The organism is Sphingomonas sp. (assembly GCF_035317925.1).
In the GTDB taxonomy this organism is placed as follows: Bacteria; Pseudomonadota; Alphaproteobacteria; order Sphingomonadales; family Sphingomonadaceae; genus Sphingomonas_I.
In genome coordinates, this window is the sequence record NZ_DATHFV010000204.1 from 1 (window position 1) to 17,961 (window position 17,961).

General features: G+C 64.6%; 19 protein-coding genes, 1 tRNA gene, 1 pseudogene and 1 riboswitch. Of the genes and pseudogenes, 19 read left to right on the plus strand and 2 right to left on the minus strand.

What is annotated here, in order from left to right:
- The 7 genes and pseudogenes from VK533_RS15255 to VK533_RS15285 form a co-directional block, all read left to right on the plus strand.
- A pseudogene (locus tag VK533_RS15255) lies at positions 1 to 501 on the plus strand (1-deoxy-D-xylulose-5-phosphate reductoisomerase); the annotation flags it as partial.
- Positions 498 to 1,631, plus strand: coding sequence for an RIP metalloprotease RseP (gene rseP / locus VK533_RS15260; protein WP_324379176.1), 1,134 nt, complete (start codon positions 498 to 500; stop codon positions 1,629 to 1,631). The pseudogene VK533_RS15255 and the gene rseP, both read left to right, overlap by 4 nt.
- A 90-nt stretch (positions 1,632 to 1,721) precedes the next feature.
- On the plus strand, positions 1,722 to 4,406 hold the full coding sequence (gene bamA / locus VK533_RS15265) for an outer membrane protein assembly factor BamA (protein ID WP_324379213.1): 2,685 nt from the start codon (positions 1,722 to 1,724) through the stop codon (positions 4,404 to 4,406).
- Positions 4,406 to 4,987, plus strand: coding sequence for an OmpH family outer membrane protein (locus tag VK533_RS15270; protein ID WP_324379178.1), 582 nt, complete (start codon positions 4,406 to 4,408; stop codon positions 4,985 to 4,987). Before bamA ends, VK533_RS15270 begins: the two co-directional genes overlap by 1 nt.
- Positions 4,987 to 5,469 carry a 3-hydroxyacyl-ACP dehydratase FabZ gene (fabZ, locus tag VK533_RS15275; protein ID WP_324379181.1) on the plus strand — a complete coding sequence of 161 codons (483 nt, stop codon included), beginning with the start codon at positions 4,987 to 4,989 and terminating at the stop codon, positions 5,467 to 5,469. Before VK533_RS15270 ends, fabZ begins: the two co-directional genes overlap by 1 nt.
- Before the next feature lie 92 nt (positions 5,470 to 5,561).
- Positions 5,562 to 5,792 (plus strand): 50S ribosomal protein L31, encoded by a 231-nt coding sequence (rpmE, locus tag VK533_RS15280; RefSeq protein WP_324379183.1) that lies wholly within the window; start codon positions 5,562 to 5,564, stop codon positions 5,790 to 5,792.
- Positions 5,793 to 5,965: 173 nt separating this feature from the next.
- Positions 5,966 to 6,346: a teicoplanin resistance protein VanZ gene (locus VK533_RS15285; protein ID WP_324379185.1), complete on the plus strand. Its 381-nt coding sequence runs from the start codon at positions 5,966 to 5,968 to the stop codon at positions 6,344 to 6,346.
- Here the strand turns inward: VK533_RS15285 and VK533_RS15290 are convergent.
- Both VK533_RS15290 and VK533_RS15295 read right to left on the minus strand, forming a co-directional pair.
- Positions 6,332 to 7,498 (minus strand): tetratricopeptide repeat protein, encoded by a 1,167-nt coding sequence (locus VK533_RS15290; RefSeq protein WP_324379187.1) that lies wholly within the window; start codon positions 7,496 to 7,498, stop codon positions 6,332 to 6,334. The genes VK533_RS15285 and VK533_RS15290 overlap by 15 nt on opposite strands.
- A gap of 13 nt (positions 7,499 to 7,511) precedes the next feature.
- Positions 7,512 to 7,601, minus strand: a tRNA-Ser gene (locus VK533_RS15295).
- Between the two features lie 101 nt (positions 7,602 to 7,702).
- Between VK533_RS15295 and VK533_RS15300 the strand changes: the two genes are divergently transcribed.
- From VK533_RS15300 to VK533_RS15355, 12 genes are all read left to right on the plus strand, one after another.
- Positions 7,703 to 8,827: a lytic murein transglycosylase gene (locus VK533_RS15300; RefSeq protein ID WP_324379189.1), complete on the plus strand. Its 1,125-nt coding sequence runs from the start codon at positions 7,703 to 7,705 to the stop codon at positions 8,825 to 8,827.
- Positions 8,828 to 8,885: 58 nt separating this feature from the next.
- Positions 8,886 to 10,067: a D-alanyl-D-alanine carboxypeptidase family protein gene (locus VK533_RS15305; RefSeq protein ID WP_324379191.1), complete on the plus strand. Its 1,182-nt coding sequence runs from the start codon at positions 8,886 to 8,888 to the stop codon at positions 10,065 to 10,067.
- Positions 10,064 to 10,699 (plus strand): dTMP kinase, encoded by a 636-nt coding sequence (gene tmk / locus VK533_RS15310; protein WP_324379193.1) that lies wholly within the window; start codon positions 10,064 to 10,066, stop codon positions 10,697 to 10,699. The genes VK533_RS15305 and tmk overlap by 4 nt, the downstream gene beginning before the upstream one ends.
- Complete coding sequence (locus tag VK533_RS15315; RefSeq protein ID WP_324379195.1) at positions 10,696 to 11,676, plus strand: DNA polymerase III subunit delta'; 981 nt, start codon at positions 10,696 to 10,698, stop codon at positions 11,674 to 11,676. Before tmk ends, VK533_RS15315 begins: the two co-directional genes overlap by 4 nt.
- A gap of 4 nt (positions 11,677 to 11,680) precedes the next feature.
- Entirely contained in the window at positions 11,681 to 13,201 is a 1,521-nt protein-coding gene (gene metG / locus VK533_RS15320) for a methionine--tRNA ligase (protein WP_324379197.1), read from the plus strand.
- Positions 13,201 to 13,977 (plus strand): TatD family hydrolase, encoded by a 777-nt coding sequence (locus VK533_RS15325; protein WP_324379199.1) that lies wholly within the window; start codon positions 13,201 to 13,203, stop codon positions 13,975 to 13,977. The genes metG and VK533_RS15325 overlap by 1 nt, the downstream gene beginning before the upstream one ends.
- Positions 13,974 to 14,738: an MBL fold metallo-hydrolase gene (locus tag VK533_RS15330; RefSeq protein WP_324379201.1), complete on the plus strand. Its 765-nt coding sequence runs from the start codon at positions 13,974 to 13,976 to the stop codon at positions 14,736 to 14,738. The genes VK533_RS15325 and VK533_RS15330 overlap by 4 nt, the downstream gene beginning before the upstream one ends.
- On the plus strand, positions 14,735 to 14,941 hold the full coding sequence (locus tag VK533_RS15335) for a hypothetical protein (protein ID WP_324379203.1): 207 nt from the start codon (positions 14,735 to 14,737) through the stop codon (positions 14,939 to 14,941). Before VK533_RS15330 ends, VK533_RS15335 begins: the two co-directional genes overlap by 4 nt.
- A gap of 137 nt (positions 14,942 to 15,078) precedes the next feature.
- Complete coding sequence (locus VK533_RS15340; RefSeq protein ID WP_324379205.1) at positions 15,079 to 16,062, plus strand: c-type cytochrome; 984 nt, start codon at positions 15,079 to 15,081, stop codon at positions 16,060 to 16,062.
- 35 nt (positions 16,063 to 16,097) lie between these two features.
- A riboswitch (yybP-ykoY riboswitch) is annotated at positions 16,098 to 16,243 on the plus strand.
- A gap of 27 nt (positions 16,244 to 16,270) precedes the next feature.
- The gene (locus tag VK533_RS15345) at positions 16,271 to 17,281 is read left to right on the plus strand and encodes a sodium:calcium antiporter (RefSeq protein ID WP_324379207.1); all 1,011 of its coding nucleotides are present in this window, start codon (positions 16,271 to 16,273) and stop codon (positions 17,279 to 17,281) included.
- A gap of 151 nt (positions 17,282 to 17,432) precedes the next feature.
- A complete protein-coding gene (locus VK533_RS15350; RefSeq protein WP_324379209.1) occupies positions 17,433 to 17,564 on the plus strand; it encodes a hypothetical protein in 132 nt (43 codons plus the stop codon).
- Positions 17,565 to 17,676: 112 nt separating this feature from the next.
- The gene (locus tag VK533_RS15355) at positions 17,677 to 17,820 is read left to right on the plus strand and encodes a hypothetical protein (protein WP_324379211.1); all 144 of its coding nucleotides are present in this window, start codon (positions 17,677 to 17,679) and stop codon (positions 17,818 to 17,820) included.
- Positions 17,821 to 17,961 lie beyond the last annotated feature (141 nt).

Genomic DNA, 17,961 nt, shown 5'->3' on the forward strand with positions numbered 1-17,961 from the left:
ATCGAGGCGCATCACCTCTTCCCGGTCGGGCATGAGCGGCTGTCGGTGCTTATCCACCCGCAATCGGTGGTGCACTCGCTGGTCGAATATATCGACGGATCCACGCTCGCGCAGCTTGGGCCGCCGGATATGCGCACCCCGATCGCGCATACTTTGGCCTGGCCCGAGCGGATGGCGACGCCGTGCGCGCCGCTCGATCTGGCGAAGGTCGCCCGACTCGACTTCGAAGAGCCCGATTTCAACCGATTCCCCGCGCTTGGCCTCGCCTTGCAGGTGCTGGCGGCCGGCGGCGCGCGTCCCGGCGTGCTCAACGCCGCCAACGAAGAGGCGGTCGCCGCCTTCCTGGACGGCCGGATCGGCTTCCTCGACATCGCCTTAATCGTTGATAAAGTCCTTTCGCGCTATGACCCCCGCTCACCCGAGACGATCGACGAGGCTCTGATGATCGACGCAGAGACACGGCGAGTAGCGGCACGTGCGTTGGAGCGGCAGGCGGCATGACCCACCTGCTTTCGATCATCATCACCGTTCTCGGCTTCGTCGCCGTGATCGGTCCGCTCGTGTTCGTGCACGAGATGGGCCATTATCTTGCTGGCCGCATATTCGGCGTACAGGCCGATATGTTCTCGATCGGCATGGGCCGCGAATTGTTCGGCTGGACCGACAAGAGAGGCACACGCTGGAAAGTCTCCGCGCTGCCGATCGGCGGCTACGTCAAGTTCCGTGGCGACATGGGCCCCGCGAGCACGCCCGATCCCGCCTGGGAAGCCCTTCCGCCGGAGGAGAAGGCCAAGACGCTGCAGGGCAAGCCCGTGTGGCAGCGTTTCCTGATCGTCGCGGCCGGCCCGATCACCAATTTCATCACCGCCATCACCATCTTCATCGTCTATTTCGGCGTGATGGGCGTCCCGCAGACGCCGACGCTCATCTCGAACGTCATCCCCGGCTCCGCCGCTGCTGAAGCAGGCATCCAGCCTGGGGATCGCGTGCTTCGCGTCGCGGGGCGTTCAGTGTCGCGCTTCGAAGACATGGCGCAGATGATCGCGCTGCGTCCGCACATCCATATCGACCTGCTGATCGATCGCGGGGGCCGCCAGCTGACCGTGCCGGTGACGCCCAAGGTCCAGGAACTGGTCGATCCAGCCGGCAACAAGATCGAGATTGGCCTGCTCGGCGTGGTCGCCGCCTCGCAGGAGCAGATCCATACCGGCCCGGTCACGACCGTGGTCGAAGCGTTCCGCGAGACCGGGCATACGGTCCAGACGATCACCGACGTGATCGGTCAGATATTGGGCGGGGAACGTTCCGCCAAGGAATTGGGCGGACCGCTGAAGATCGCGCAATTCTCCGGAACCGCGGTCAGCATCGGCTGGCTGCCCTTCATCCGCTTCATGGCGCTCATCTCGATTAATCTGGGCTTCATCAACCTTCTGCCAATCCCTCTTCTCGATGGCGGTCATCTTTTCTTCTACCTTATCGAAGGCGTCCGCCGCCGGCCGTTGCCCGCGCAGGCACAGGAATGGGCATTCCGGTCGGGACTTGCTTTGTTGCTGGGATTCATGCTGTTCGTGACCGTCAACGATCTCGGCTCTTTCGGGCTCTGGCGGAAGCTTGCCGGCTTGATCGGCTGACGGGGATAGGGCAGGGCGTTCCGCGCCGGCCAAAAAGCCCCGGTTCAAGAGCAAATTTAAGGTGAAGGGCGGGGTTGCGTGACGGAATTCATGACCAGCGACGGGCGACGTGCATCTGGCCGGCTGGCGAGCGCATTATTGATCGGAACAGCGCTGGCGGGCATGCCCGCCGCAGCGCAGGCACCGGCTGCCGCGCCAGCCCCGGTCAGCGCGCCGGCGGCGCCAGCGCCGCTGCCGGTAACCAAGGTTATCCATTCGATCGAGGTTACGGGCAACCAGCGGCTCGAGCCCGATACGGTCCGTTCCTATGTCAAGCTGCACCCGGGCGACAGCTATACCAATGCTGATCTCGATCAGGCGATCAAGGACCTTTATGGCTCCGAATTGTTCGCCGACGCGATCATCTCCGGCGCCGATACGGGCAATCTGGTTATCCAGGTGCGCGAGAATCCGGTGATCAACCGGATCGTGCTGGAGGGCAACAAGCGGATCAAGGAAGACAAGATCCGGCCCGAGATCAAGCTCGCGCCGCGCCAGATCTTCACCCGTTCCAAGGCCCGCGCGGACGTCACCCGCATTATCGAGCTCTATAAACGTCAGGGGCGCTATGCCGCGACGGTCGAGCCCAAGATGGTGCTGCTCGACCAGAATCGCGTCGATGTCGTGTTCGAGATCCACGAAGGCCAGAAGTCGCGCGTCCGCCGCATCAACATCATCGGCAACGCGCATTTCAAGGACAGCCGCCTGCGCGCCGAAATGGCGACCAAGACGGCGAGCCTGCTCCATATCTTCTCGCAGGGTACGAGCTACGATCCCGATCGTCTCGCCTACGACCAGCAGAAACTGCGCCAATTCTACCTGACCAACGGCTATGCCGACTTCCACGTCGTGTCGGCGGTGGCCGAGCTGACGCCCGACAAGCGCGATTTCATCATCACCTACGTCGTCGACGAAGGCGATCGCTACAAGTTCGGCGCCCCCAAGATCGAAAGCGCGATCCGCGACCTGCGGCCCGAGGCGCTCAAATATCTGGTCAAGATCAAGGCCGGCCAATGGTATAACGCCAAGACGGTCGAAGATACGCTCGACGTTCTGAACGAGACCGCGGGCACGCTCGGCTACGCCTTCGCCGATACCAACCCGAAGTACGATCGCGACAAAGACGCGAAGACGATGACGATCACCTTCCAGCTCTCGGACGCACCGCGCGTCTATGTGGAAGCGGTCAACATCAACGGTAACACGATCACGCGCGACAAGGTCGTTCGCCGCGAATTCCGTCTGGCCGAAGGCGATGCCTTCAACGGCTTCCGCGTCAAGCGGTCGCGCGACCGCATCCAGAGCCTCGGCTATTTCCAGGACAAGCTCGAAGTCGAGCAGAAGCCGGGCTCCACGCCCGATCGCGTCATCCTCGAGAGCAACCTCGAAGAGAAATCGACCGGTTCGCTCCAGGTCTCGGCCGGCTATTCGAGCCTCGAAAAGTTCATCGTCAGCGCGCAAATCGAGCAGGCGAACCTGATGGGCAAGGGCCAGGAGGTCCGCGCCGGCGTCGATTGGTCGATCTACAACAAGTCGGTCAATCTCGGCTTCACCGAGCCTTATCTGTTCGATCACAATATCGCGCTCGGCGTCGACCTGTTCCGGCGCGACTATAATTCGTTCAACTATGTGAACACCGATCGCCACACGACCTATGACGAGGCGACGACCGGCTTCCAGATCCGGGCGGGCGTGCCGCTGACCGAATTTTGGTCGATGGCGCTGCGCTATGGCCTCAGCCTCGACAATGTCTCGCTCGACAAGTCGACCTTCTACACGCCCTACAATCCCGACGGCACGCTCGACGGCACCGGCACGACGCATTGCGATCCGATCCTCGCCGGCCGCTATCTGTGCGACGCGATCGGCAATCGGACCACCTCGTCGCTCGGCTACAGCCTGGTGTTCGACAATTTGAACGACCGTATCCATCCAACCCACGGCATGCGCTTCTTCATCAGCCAGGATCTGGCCGGGCTGGGCGGCAGCGTCCGTTATGTCCGCTCCAAGTTCGAGGGCCATAAATATTGGACGGTGTTCGGTTTCGTCGTCTCGGCCAATGCCGAGGGCGGTTATGTCCAGTCGCTCGAAAGCGGGAAGGGGCCGGGGATCGACAAGGTCCGCCTGACCGACCGTTTCTATCTGGGTGAGCCCGATTTCGCCGGCTTCGACATTCGCGGGCTCGGTCCGCGCGTGCTGCGCGTGCCCTATAATACGGACGGCACGCTCGTCACCGACCGCAGCCAGATGAGCGACGACGCGCTCGGCGGCCGCGCATATTATTTCGGCAAACTCGAAGCGCAGCTTCCGCTTGGCAACGCGGTCAAGGAACTGGGCATCCGCCCGTCGATCTTCGCGGATATCGGTTCGGTGTTCGGCACGCAAAAGCCGGCGCTGATCGACACCGGCCCCTCCGGCCAGTTCCGCGAGCAGCTCAACACCGACGGGACGCGCCAGTGCGTCGATTCCAACGGCAACGACACCAATACACTGCCCGCGCAAAGCGTGCCCGCCGGCACGACCTGCCCGGCCGGTCTGACGCCGTTCGGCAGCAACATCGCCGGCTTCCAGGAACAATTCCTCGGCGATACCTGGAAACCGCGCCTGTCGATTGGTATCGGCGTGAACTGGAATTCGCCGTTCGGTCCGTTCCGTATCGATATGGCCAAGGCGATCATTAAACATCGTGGCGATGACACGAAACTCTTCACTTTCAACGTAGGAACCCAATTCTGATGAAGACCATGCTCAAGCTTTCGGCGGCCGCCGTCCTGCTCGCCGCCACCGCCGCCCCGGCGTTTGCCGCCGGTGAGGTGCTCACCGTCGATTTTGCCCGCGTGTTCCAGGACTCGGCCGCGGCCAAGAGCGGCAATTCGCAGCTGCACGCCAAGTATGACGCGCTGATCCAGCAGCGTCAGACCGCGTTCAACACCGCGGTCCAGGCCTATAATGCGGCGGCTTCCGCGGCGCAGGCGGTCAAGGCCCCGGCGCAGCCGACCCCGGCACAGATCAGCGCCGCCCGTTCGGCCGGCGAACGCGCCCAGGCCGCGCAGGACGCGCTCCAGCAGCTCGACCAGGAAGTCCAGGCCGTCGGCCGCTACGTCCAGTCGCAGATCGTCGACCATGTCACGCCGCTCGCCGAGCAGGTCCGTGGCGAGCGCAAGGCCGACGTGGTCGTGCCGAAGGGCTCGGTCCTGGCTGCCGATCCGGCGAATGACGTCACCACCGTGGTGATCCAGCGCCTCGACGCGAGCTTCCCGAACCCGAGCATCGTCCTGCCGACCGCGCCGGCCCCGGCCGCAGGCCCCGGCCGCTGATGAGCGAAGGCGGCGAAGCGGCAGTGCTCGGCCCACTCGACATCGGTCGGGTGATGGCGGCGCTGCCGCATCGCTATCCGATGCTGCTGGTCGACCGGGTCGAGGAACTCGTGATCGACCAGCGCATCGTCGCGATCAAGGCGGTGACGATCAACGAAAGCTTCTTCCAGGGGCATTTTCCGGGTCGTCCGATCATGCCGGGCGTGCTGATCGTCGAAGCGCTGGCGCAGGCGGCGGGCGTGCTCGCGGTCGAAAGCCTCGGCCTCGCCGGGTCGGGCAAGCTGGTCTATTTCATGGCGATCGACGAAGCCAAGTTCCGCGCACCGGTGGAACCGGGCGTGCTGCTGCGGCTCGAGGTCGAGTTCGTCCAGAAGCGCGCGAGCGTGTGCAAATTCGCCGGCCGCGCGGTGATCGAGGGCAAGGTTGTCGCGCAGGCCAATTTCACCGCGATGATCGCGGATCCGCCTTCCGCCGCAGCCTGAGACCGCAGGCCTTCCCTTTTTGACGACGACGCTATAAAGGCGCCGCTTCCTTCCGGCTGGTCGGAAACCAGCCACTCCCAAGGATTTACGACATGAAGCAGAATATTCATCCCGATTACCACCTGATCAAGGTCCAGATGACGGACGGCACCGTGTTCGAATCGCGCTCCACCTGGGGCAAGGAAGGCGACACGCTGCAGCTCGACATCGACCCGACCGTCCACCCGGCGTGGACCGGCGGGCGCGGCCATCTGCTCGATCAGGGTGGTCAGGTCGCGCGCTTCAACAAGCGCTTCGGCGGCCTCAGCCTCGCCAAGAAGTAAGACCGCCAATAATTGAACCAGGCGTCCGGGGCTTTCCAGCTCCGGAGCGCCTGGATCGTCCGGCGGCGATCGGCAAAACGATCTCCGCCGGTTTTTGCGCGTCTATCGAAGGTAAACGTGGTCGGCCAACGCGCTGCCTTTACCTTGCAGGCCCCAGCGGGCATGGCGCCGGCATGTCTCCGTTGCGCCGTCTGTTCGTGTTCGCCTTCTGGGGCGCGACTCTGTTCGCTTATGTGGATGCCATCATTCCCGGGCGCGACGCGTTCAGCCTGTCGGCCTGGGACAAGCTCAACCACATGATCGCCTTCTTCACGATCACCTTCCTGGCGCGTGCGGCCTATCCGCGTATTCCGGTTTTCCGGCTGTTCCTGGCGATGGCCGCGTTCGGCGCCTTCATCGAGCTCAGTCAGGCCGTGCCGATCATCCATCGCGACGCCGAATGGGACGACTGGTTCGCCGACATGATCGCGGCGGTCGTCGGCCTGATCATAGCGTGGCCGTTCGCGATCCTCGCCGATCGCCGCCGAGCGCGTCGCGTCTCAACCGCCGAATAAAGCTCCGCGCCAGCGCGAGAGCCGCAGCCGCCAGGACAATTGGCGGACCTGGAAGCGATAGCCGCGATTGCCTCTATCCTGGCGGAGCGCCTTGCGCAGCTCCGTCAAGGTGCCCGGCAGATCGCCCTGCGCCTCGCGCAACCGCGCCGCCCAGGCATGATAGCCGGCGGTACGCGGCGCGAGCTGCTGCAGCTGTTCCGCCACGCCCAGCGCGCCTGCGACATCGCCGGAGGCATGGAGCGTCTTGGAGAGGCCCCACAGATAATCGACGATCGGCTCGATCGCGATCGCCTGATGATGGACCGCAACCGCCTCGCCATAGCGCCCGGCGGCGGCAAGCCGCCGTGCCAATACGTCGTGCAGGCTGGCATGATCGGGTGCCAGCTCCACCGCGCGGCGGGCGAGGGCGATGCTGGTGCCACCGCGCGCGCCGGGCTGCCGTTCGGCGAGGTTAGCCAGCCAATGGGCCGATCCGGTCCGCCGGGCATGTGCGGCGCGGCGGAAACGCGCCGGATCGAAGCTGCCATCGAGTGCGGTCAACACCAGTGGCCGCAGCAGCCGCGTATCGTTGAGGAAACCACCGACCGGGTGGCCTGCATAAGGCAGCGGCAACCGGATCATATCGGTTTCCGCCGCCAGCAGCTCGGCATGGCGGCGGTCGGCCTCCAGCGTGCTGTCGTACGCGAGGATCATGCGCGGTCCCGGCGTGATCGCGCCGTCGAGGCTGTTGAGGAAGCGGATCCGGCGCCGCTCGGGCGCCCAGCGCGTCTCGAATGGCACCTTGCGCGGATCGAGCGAGAATTGCGGCGACAGCGCCAGCGCGGCATGCGCACCAACCTCGCCCGCGAAGCGCAAGGCGGCATAGCCGCCCATGCTCGACCCATAGCAGAGCAGCCGTCCCGCACCGACGCAGGCCTGCCGGATCAGTAACAATACAGACGTCATTTCAGGGTATTGAAACCAGTCGTTGCCATGCGTCATGACATGGATCGTGGTGATGCCTTCGGTCTGGAAGAAGGCCTCGCCGAAGCCGGGGCGATCGATGCCGCGCGGTTCATGGTAGGAATCGAAGGTGACGACCTGACGGTGCCCGTCGCCCGCGACGACGCGTTTCACCTCTAGCGCACGCGAGCGGTAGAGGATGTCGGTCACGCGTTGCTCCATATGGCGGACAGGGTGGGATTCGAACCCACGGTACGGTCACCCGCACGGCGGTTTTCAAGACCGCTGCCTTAAACCACTCGGCCACCTGTCCAGGCGCGGGCGCTTATCGTGGCGACTGGCGTTGCGCGCAAGCGTTGCGATGCCGGGATAAGCGGGATTCCGTCATCGCCCAGTCTGTGGCAGGGGCAGGGGATGATCCCATTTCTTCGAAGATCCGCTTTGACGCTGGCCTTGGTCTGCGCCGCCCCGGCCATCGCGCAGAACGCGCCGGGTGGCGAGGCAGGCGCCCAGGATGCGCCGCCGGCTGCGGATCAGCCGGCCGCGCCCGATGTAGCGCCAGACGCGCCATCGGCGGCCGATGCGGCCTTCACTGCCTTCGTTCAGGGCCTGCGGGCTCGCGCGATCGCCGAGGGCGTCAAGCCCGAGACGTTCGACCGCGAGACGGCGGGCCTGACCTTCAATTCGCGCGTGATCCATTTCGATCGTTCGCAACCGGGTGGGGCGGTCACCAGCGGACAGCCGGGGCCGATGGATTTCGCGCCGTACCGCCGCAGCCATGTCGACCAGGCGCATATCGAGAAGGGCCAGACGCGCTATCAGATGCTGTCCGCGCAGCTCGCGGGCAATCAGGCGAGGATGGGCGTGCCGGGGAACGTCGCGCTCGCCATCTTCGGACTGGAGACTGGCTACGGCATCTACACCGGCAGTTTCGACCTGATCCGGTCGTTCGCGTCGCTCGCTTATGATGGGCGGCGGCGCGAATTGTTCACCGCCGAACTGATCGCGACGCTCAAGCTGATCGACCAGGGCTTCACCCGCGCCGAGATGAAGGGCAGCTGGGCGGGCGCGACCGGTTATCCCCAATTCCTGCCCAGCACCTATCTGCGCATCGGCACCGACGGCGACGGCGACGGCAAGGCCGATATCTGGACCAATGATGCCGATACGCTCGCCTCGATCGCGGCCTATCTGCGCGAAGCCGGCTGGAAGCCGAATACGCCGTGGGGCGTCGCGGCGACACTCCCGAGCGATTTCGATCGGGCGGCGATCCGCACCACGCTCGTGTCGCCGCGCTGCCCGCGCGTCCATGCGCGCCTCAGCCGCTGGCTGACGATCGGCGAATGGAAGGCGAAAGGCGTGATCGTCGCCGGCTATCCGGCCCCCGCCGACACCGAGCTCGCGACGCTGCTGGAGCCCGATGGTCCCGGCATGACCGCTTATCTGCTCACCACCAATTACCGCGCGATCCTCGATTATAACTGCTCGAACTTCTACGCCATGTCGGTCGGCGTGCTGGCGGATGCGATCGTCAGATAGATGCTTGGCGCGACGCGATGGCGGGCGCTATCAAGGGCGAAATCATAACGGGATGACCATGACGCGCTTCCGCACCATCGCTTTCGCCCTCGTCGCTTCCGCGCTTGTTGCCATTCCCGGCCAGGCCGTCGCGCCGCCGTTCGACACGCCCGCGACCGTGGCCTTCATGAAGGATCTGTCGTCGGGCGCGACTTTGTATTCGAAGAATGCCGATCAACGGATCCCGCCGGCGTCGCTGGCGAAGATGATGACCGTCTATGTCGCGTTCGACATGATCAAGAAGGGGCAATTGCACCTCAACGACATGGCGACCGTGAACCCGGAGACGTGGAAGAAGTGGCACGGCCCCGCCGCAGGGTCAACGATGTTCCTGTCGCCTGGTGAACAGGTTTCGGTCGCCAACCTGCTGCTCGGCATCATCACGCTGTCCGGTAATGACGCCTGCGTCGTGCTGGCCGAACATATCGCCGGGACCGAGCCCGCCTTCACCGCGATCATGAACCAGCGCGCCAAGGATATTGGCCTCAACAATAGTCATTTCGGCACGTCGAACGGCTGGCCGGATGGCGGCGTGACCTATGTCACCGCACGCGACCTTTCCACGCTCGCGACCGCGACGATCCAGAACTTCCCGGATCTCTACAAACAATTCTACAGCCGCCCGAATTTCACGTGGGGCAAGACGATGGGCTCGGGGGCGGATATCACCCAGGCCAATCGCGACCCGTTGCTGGGCCGTGTTGCCGGCGCCGATGGGCTCAAGACCGGCCACACCGAGGAATCAGGCTTCAGCTTCACCGGATCCGCAGAACAGAACGGCCGAAGGCTGGTGATGGTCGTGTCGGGTTTGACTTCGTTCAATCAGCGGATCGATGAATCGGTCAAGTTCATGAACTGGGGGCTGCACGCCTGGCAGTCCAAACCGCTTTTCGCCAGCGGCAGCCAGGTCGCGACCGCGAAGGTGCAGCTCGGTAACGCGCGCGAAGTCGGCCTGGTCGCGCCGCGCAACCTGGCGGTGACGCAACCGACCGGACTGGGTGGCGATATCAAGATGTCCGTCGCCTATGACGGCCCGCTCAAGGCGCCGATCAAGAAGGGCGATCATGTCGCCGACTTGATCGTGCGTACGTCGGATGGCCCGCCGCAGGTGATGCCGCTGGTCGCCGCGGCCGATGTCGGCAGCGCCGGCTTCTTCGATCGCGTGATGGGCGGCCTGCGCCACCTGTTCGGGATGGCATGAGCGGAAGCGCTCGCGGCCGCTTCATCAGCCTCGAGGGCGGGGAAGGGGTCGGCAAATCGACCCAGGCCCGCGCGCTGGCGGCGGCGTTGCGCGGTCGCGGGCTGGAGGTGGTCGAGACGCGCGAGCCGGGCGGCAGCGCGGGCGCGGAAGCGATCCGCGCCTTGCTACTGGAGGGCGGCGCCGATCGCTGGGGCGCGCGCGCCGAAGCCTTGTTGTTCGCGGCTGCGCGCTCCGACCATGTGTACAAGACCATCCTCCCCGCGCTGGAGGCGGGAAAATGGGTGTTGTGCGACCGTTTCGTCGACAGCTCGATCGCCTATCAGGGCGGCGCTGACGGACTCGGCGCGGACGCGATCCGCGCGCTGCATGAAGTCGGCAGCGCCGGCTTGCTGCCAGACCGAACCTTGCTGCTCGAGATGGACACCTTTCAGGCCGCATTTCGAGAGTTTGCCCGCGATCAAGGCCAGCTTGACCGCTTTGGGAAGCGCAGCGGCGATTATCACGGCAGTGTCGTGCAAAGCTTCCATGAAATGGCTTTAGCCGATCCTATTCGCTTCAGAATAATCGATGCAGATGGCGAGCAGGAAGTGGTGACTCAACGCCTCCTAAACGCGCTTGGGGATTTGCTGTGATCATCGGCCAGGACGAAGCGGTCGAAGCTTTCCTCGACGCCGCACGCTCCGGACGAATGCACCACGCCTGGCTGCTCGCCGGGCCGCAGGGTGTCGGCAAGGCGAGCTTCGCGCTGGCCGCCGCACGCTGGCTGCTCGCGGATGCGGCTGGCCCCGCCGTGTCGAAAGACAGGTTCGACGTACCCGACGATCACCGGATCGTGTCGTTGCTCGAAGCGGGATCGCACCCGGATTTCAAGCTGCTGGAGCGGCTGCCCAAGCCCAGTTCGGAAGAGCTGGCGCGTTCGATCACGGTCGATCAAGTGCGCAGCCTCCAACCTTTGTTCGCGAACACGCCCAGCCTGTCGCCGCGCCGTGTCGTCGTGATCGACGCGATCGACGATATGGAGCGCGGCGGCGCCAATGCCTTGCTCAAGAATCTGGAAGAGCCACCCGCGGGGACGATTTTCCTGCTGGTCAGCCACGCGCCGGGGCGATTGCTGCCGACGATCCGCTCGCGTTGCCGCCTGCTACGGTTCGGGCCGCTCGAAGACCAGGCGGTGCGTGTCGTCCTTCGCCGTGCGCTACCCGATGCGGACGAGGGCGAACTCGACAGTCTGGTGCGCGTAGCCGCTGGCGCGCCCGGCCATGCGATCCGCTTCGCCGGGCTCGACATATCCGGGCTGGATGCCGCGATCGAAAAGCTCGCGCAGCATGGCGACGCCACCAATGCGCTGCGCACCGCGCTCGGCCGCACGCTCGGCCTCAAGAGCGCGCAGGAGCGGTATGAGGCGTTTCTGGAGCGTGCGCCCTCAAGGATCGCGGCTGAGGCGCGGCGCGGGCGTCAGGATATGAATGAAGCCGTCGCTCTATGGCGGCAGGCGCGCGACATAGCCGACCGGGCGGTACGCCAGTCGCTCGACCCCACTATGACCGTGGTGGAGATTGCCGGGCTGGTGGCGAAGCTTGCTCCGTCGGAGAGCGCCGTTAAAGGCTAGCCGCATGGCCGAGCCTTTCTACATCACCACCGCAATTTCCTATCCCAATGGGCGGCCGCATATCGGGCATGCTTATGAGGCGATCGCCGCCGATGCGATCGCGCGTTACCGGCGGATGCAGGGCCGCGATGTTTTCTTCATGACCGGCACCGACGAGCATGGGCTGAAGATGGCGCAGACGGCCGCCAAGCGGGGCGTTTCGGCCAAAGTGCTTGCCGATGAAATGTCTTCGCTTTTCCGGGAGATGGACGAGGCTTTGAATGTCTCGTTCGATCGCTTCATCCGCACCACCGAGCCTGATCATTATGCCGCGAGCCAGGCGATCTGGCGTGCGATGGCGGCCAATGGCGACATCTATCTGGGGCGTTACGAGGGCTGGTATTCGGTCCGCGACGAGGCGTTTTACGGCGCGGAAGAGCTGTCCGAAGGGGCCGACGGAGAGAAGCTTTCGCCGCAGGGAACGCCCGTTGAATGGACCGTGGAGGAGAGCTGGTTCTTCAAATTGTCGGCTTATGCGGACCGTTTGATCGCCCATTACGAGGCAAATCCGGACTTCATCCGCCCCGAAGGCCGCCGCAATGAGGTAATGAGCTTCGTTAAAGGCGGGCTTTCCGACCTCTCCATCTCGCGCACAAGCTTCGATTGGGGCGTGCCGGTGCCGGATTCGCCGGGCCATGTGATGTATGTGTGGGTCGATGCGCTGACCAATTACCTGACCGGCGCAGGCTATCCGGGCGAGGGCGGCAACGGTTTCGGGCGCTGGCCGGCCGATCTGCACATCATCGGCAAGGACATTGTCCGCTTCCACGCGGTCTATTGGCCGGCTTTCCTGATGTCGGCGGGTCTCGAACTGCCCAAACAGGTGTTCGGCCACGGCTTCCTGCTCAACAAGGGCGAGAAGATGTCGAAGTCTGTCGGCAATGTCGTCGATCCGGTCGAGATGGCGCAGCTCTACGGCGTCGATCAGCTGCGCTATTTCCTGCTGCGCGAGGTCAGCTTCGGGCAGGACGGCAGCTATAGCCACGAGGCGATCGTCACGCGCTGCAACGCCGATCTCGCCAACGGGATCGGCAATCTGGCGCAGCGTTGTCTGTCGATTATCACCAAGAATTGCGACGGCGTCGTTCCGGCACCCGGTCCGGCGCACGATCAGCTCGGCCTCGGCGCCTTGCTGGAGCGCGTCGACGGTGCGTTCGACGATCTGGCGCTCAACCGCGCACTCGAGGTCGTGTGGGACGGCGTGGCGCTCGCCAACCGCTATTTCGCCGACATGGCGCCCTGGTCGCTGCGCAAGGAAGATCCGGCGATGGCGGACGGTGTGCTCTATTGGACGGCGGAGGCGGTGCGGATCCTCGCGATCCTCGCGCGCTGGGCGATCCCGGCGAGCGCGGACGCGCTGCTCGATCTGCTCGGCCAGGATGCGGATTCGCGCGATTTCGCCGCGATCGGCACGCCGATCGTGCCCGGCACGCAGCTTCCCGCGCCGCAGGGCGTTTTCCCGCGTTGGATAGAACCGGCGGCCTGATGCTGATCGATAGCCACTGTCACCTCAATTATAAGGGCCTGGTCGAGGATCAGGCGGCAGTGCTGGAACGCGCCCGCGCGCGCGGCGTGACGGGCATGCTGTGCATCTCGACGCGCGAGCGCGAATGGGATGAGGTGATCGCGATCGCCGAGCGCGAGCCGGACGTGTGGGCGTCGGTCGGCATCCATCCGCACGAGGCGGACGAGCATCCGGATGTCGACGCCGCCAAGCTGATCGCGGCCGCGCAGCATCCCAGGGTGGTCGGCATCGGCGAGACCGGCCTCGATTATTATTACGATCATTCGGATCGCGAGCAGCAGAAGAAGAGCTTCCGCGCGCATATCGCGGCGGCGCGCGAGACCAGGCTGCCGCTGATCGTCCACACGCGCGACGCCGAGGAGGATACGGCGGCGATCATCGGCGAGGAAATGGGGAAGGGGGCCTATCCCGCTTTGATCCACTGCTTCACCGCCAGCGCGGGCTTCGCCGAGAAGATGCTGGATCTGGGGCTTTATATCTCGATCGCAGGCATCGTGACGTTCAAGAATGCGCGCGAGCTGCAGGCAACGGTCGCGACCTTGCCCGGCGATCGTATGCTGATCGAGACCGATGCGCCGTTCCTCGCGCCGGTGCCGCACCGGGGCAAGCCCGGCGAACCGGCGTTCGTGGCCGATACGGCGGCGTTCATCGCCAATTTGCGCGGCGAGGACACGCAGGCGCTGATGGATCGGACCGCCGCCAACTTCTTCAGTTTGTTCGGGAAAGCGAAGCCGTGAAGCTGACGATCCTCGGTTGCGGCACCTCTTCGGGCGTGCCGCGGATCGGGGGCGATTGGGGCGCGTGTGATCCCAATGATCCGCGCAATCGGCGTACGCGTGCGTCGATCCTGGTGCAGAGCGAGACGACGACGATCCTGGTCGATACCGGGCCGGACATGCGCGAACAGCTGTTGGCGGCGGACGTAAGCCGGATCGACGCGGTGCTGTGGACGCACGAGCATGCCGATCACACGCACGGCATCGACGATCTGCGCCAGATCTTCCACATCAGTCACGCGCCGGTGCCTTGCTATGCAAGGGAGCGCTGCCTGGAATCGCTCGAACGGCGCTTCCGTTACGTTTTCCACGGCCGCGGCGGCTATCCGCCAACCGCGACGATCAGCCTGCTCGAGGACGAAATCACGATCGGCGACATCGTGGTCCGCACGGTCGACCAGCCGCATGGCAATATAACATCCGCCGGTTTCCGTTTCGAGCATGGCACCAAGTCGGCCGGATATTCGACGGATTTTCATGAGATTACGCCGGATATGGAAGACATGTTCGCAGACATGGATCTGTGGGTCGTCGATGCGCTGCGCCATGCGCCGCATCCGACGCACGCCAATCTGGCGACGACGCTCGACGCCGTGACGCGGCTCAAGCCCCGGCAAGCGATCCTGACTCATATGGATCAGTCGATGGATTATGTATCACTGGCGGCGGAGCTGCCGGCCGGAGTCGCGCCGGGCTTCGATGGGCTGGAGATAGCTTTATGATGGCTCCCAATGCCGCCGCCAGTGTCGTCGCTTTGCTTGGCTGGATAATCCTGGTGGGCGTGGGGATCTGGCGTCGCGGCGAACCGATCGGAAAACTCGCCAGGCAAGCGGCGTTGTGGGTCGCGATCATCGGCGTGCTGTGGGCGGTGGCCGCCATCGTGATGCTGTGGGCGGCAACGTCCGGGTTCCCCCTCCATAGATAATGATTTAACATAATATATATTATCAAGATAGAAGATCGGCGTGGCGGGGTGGCTGGCCGAACATTCCTGATCTCTCCCCCATCGATCTGGACGTGCTTTCCGGTCCTGGCCTAGCTGCATCGCCTTGGGGGAATCACATGCGGCACATCGGTTTCACGTCTCTGGCGATATTCGGGGCTGTGGTGGCGTTGGCCGCATGCAGCCAGCAACCGAAAACGAAGCCCGCACCAAGCCCCGAACTCGCCTGGGCCTATCCGCATGCGCCCAAGGGTCCATTTCCCGACGTCGGCCCCGAACCTTATCATGTGCCCGGCAGCGCTTTGACATTCACGACTGCCGAAATCCTGGATGACGGCAATCCGGTCGACTGGTTCCCGACCGAACATCCCGTGCCGCCCCAAATCGTGGCGCATGGTCGGCCCAACGGCCCCACACCCTGCGCGTCCTGCCATTTCGCCAATGGCGAGGGTTTCCTCGGCGGCGCGGACATATCCGGGCTGCCGGCGGCCTATATCATTGAGCAGGTCCACGAATTCCGCGACGGCCGCCGGGCTTCGGCGCAGGCGGACCGGCCGGATACGGTCGAGATGATCAAGACCGCGAAGAAGGTCAGCGAGGACGATCTTGCGGCGGCGGCGGCCTATTTCTCGGCCTTGCCACGCACCAAGCGCGTCCGCGTGGTCGAAACCGACACCGTGCCGGCGACGCGGCCCAATCATTATGGCTGGCTCGATCTCGCGCCCGATGGCGGTACCGAGCCGATCAACGGCCGGATCATCGAGGTTTCGGAGGATCCCAAGCATCTGTTCGTCGCCGATTCGCACGTCGGCATCGTCGATTATGTACCCAAAGGTGCGCTTGCGAGCGGCCAGGCGCTGGTGCGCAGCGGCGGCCCGGGCGGCATGGCCTGCACCAGCTGCCATGGCGCCAATCTGCACGGCATCGGCGGCACCCCACCGATCGCCGGCCGCTCCGCCGCTTATGTGGCGCGCATGCTGTGGGACATTAAGACGGGCGCACGCGGCGGCCCTGCGGTTGTCTTGATGCAGGTTCCCGCAGAGCAACTTGATGCGACGCAGATCCGGGATATCTCGGCCTATCTCGCCTCGCTCGACCCTTGAACGATTTGACCTGAAGGCATGCGCCTGCCAAGGGCGCGTCTCTCCCTGGGGAGTAGCCGCCCGCACCTTTCAGCGGGGCATTCGTCAACATACTCGGCCGCGGCCGTGGCGGATGCAGCATCAGCTTGGCGAGACCATGGATCGGCAGGCGTCCGGGCTGGGCGCGTGTGTCGGTTCATGCGTGTCCCTGCCCGGCCCGGGAATAGAAATGCACAGCCTCTGGCTTCACTTCGCGCTGTTGATCGGGTCCGCGGTCGCGATCTATCTCTCGTGCGAATTGTTCGTGAACGGCGTCGAATGGGTCGGCCGCAAGCTCGCCGTCGGGCAGAAAGCGACCGGATCGATCCTGGCGGCGTTCGGCACGGCCCTGCCCGAAAGCGTCGTCACTTTGGTCGCGGTTGCGTTCGGTGGATCGATGGCGGTCAAGCAACTGGGCGTCGGCGCGGCGCTGGGCGGCCCCCTCGCCCTCGCCACGATCGCTTATGCGACGGTGGGCGTGGTGTTGCTGCTGTGCCGCCGGCAATTGCCGCGAACCCCGGAAATCTGCGCGGATTTCAAGATTCTCGCGCGCGACCAGGGTTGGTTTCTGGCCATTTTCGCCGCCAAGATCGGGCTCGGCCTGATCGCCTTCGCGTGGAAGCCATGGCTCGGCATCCTCTTCCTCGGCGCCTACGCGCTCTACATCCGCCAGGAGATGGGCGGCGGCGCCAACAACGACGAGGAAGGCGAAAGCGAGCCCCTCACCTTCGCCCGCCACGCCGCCGTGCCCGGCACCGGCATCGCCCTTTTCCAGACCTTGCTCGCGCTCGGCGTGATCTTCGCCGCCTCGCATGTCTTCGTAGGTCAGCTCGAGGCGATCGGCCCTGCCCTCGGCCTCGAACCGCAATTGCTGGCCTTGCTGCTGAGCCCGATCGCGACCGAACTGCCCGAGACGATGAACGCGATCATCTGGGTGCGTCAGGGCAAATACCGGCTCGCACTCGCCAATATTTCGGGCGCGATGATGATCCAGGCGACGATCCCGACCGCGTTCGGCCTGTTCTGGACGCCTTGGCTGCTCGACGCCCCTCTCCTCGTCGCCGCCGGCGTCACGGCAGCGGCGGTCGCGATCATGTTCGTCGCGTTCCGCTGCGGCTTCGTGTCGCGCAAATTGCTCGCGGCGATGGGGCTGCTTTATCTCGTTTTCGCGGGGCTGCTGGTGGCGTTGCACCTCGGCTGATCGGGGCGTGTCGCGCGGCTTGCACCACTCGCCGCAGGAGCGCCCGCCTCGCGTGCGAAACATGCATGCTGGTCGGAACAGTTTCGAACCGTCACACATTGCGCTTATGATATGTTGCGTTGCAGCAGAGTCATTGAACGAGGTTCGGTCCATGTCTGCGTTGCTTGGCGTAATCGCCGTCATTTATGGTGGATCGCTGCTTTTGGCCGTCAGTGGCGGCCTGCTTTGCGCCTTCTCGCCGCGTTTCCGGCGCCTGCTGGTGGACGACACGCCCGCCCTTTGACGGCCATCCCTGACGGGCGATGCTTAGTCGGTGCCCGTCCCTGTGGAAAGACACGCCCCGGACGGCGTTGGTGCCGTGCCTGACCGCGAGCGCGTAGGCATGGAGAGGACGCATGGTGGCCGCGAGCCGCAAAAATCCGGATGCCAATCGGTCGGGCGCGTGGCAGGCTTTGCGCGACGAGGCTGAGGCCGAATTCAAGCGATTTGTCGAGGATCTGAAGCGGGTGAAAGATCGCGTCGCTGCGCTTTTGGAATAGCCCACGCCTTGGCCGAAGCGGACATTGGAGCAAAGCTGGGTGTCTGGTATCGATGGTCTGGCGAGCCAGGGGTGCGATTCCGTGAGACATATCCGCAGGCTAGTGCCCATCATTGCGTTGTGCGCGTCGGTGACGCCCGCC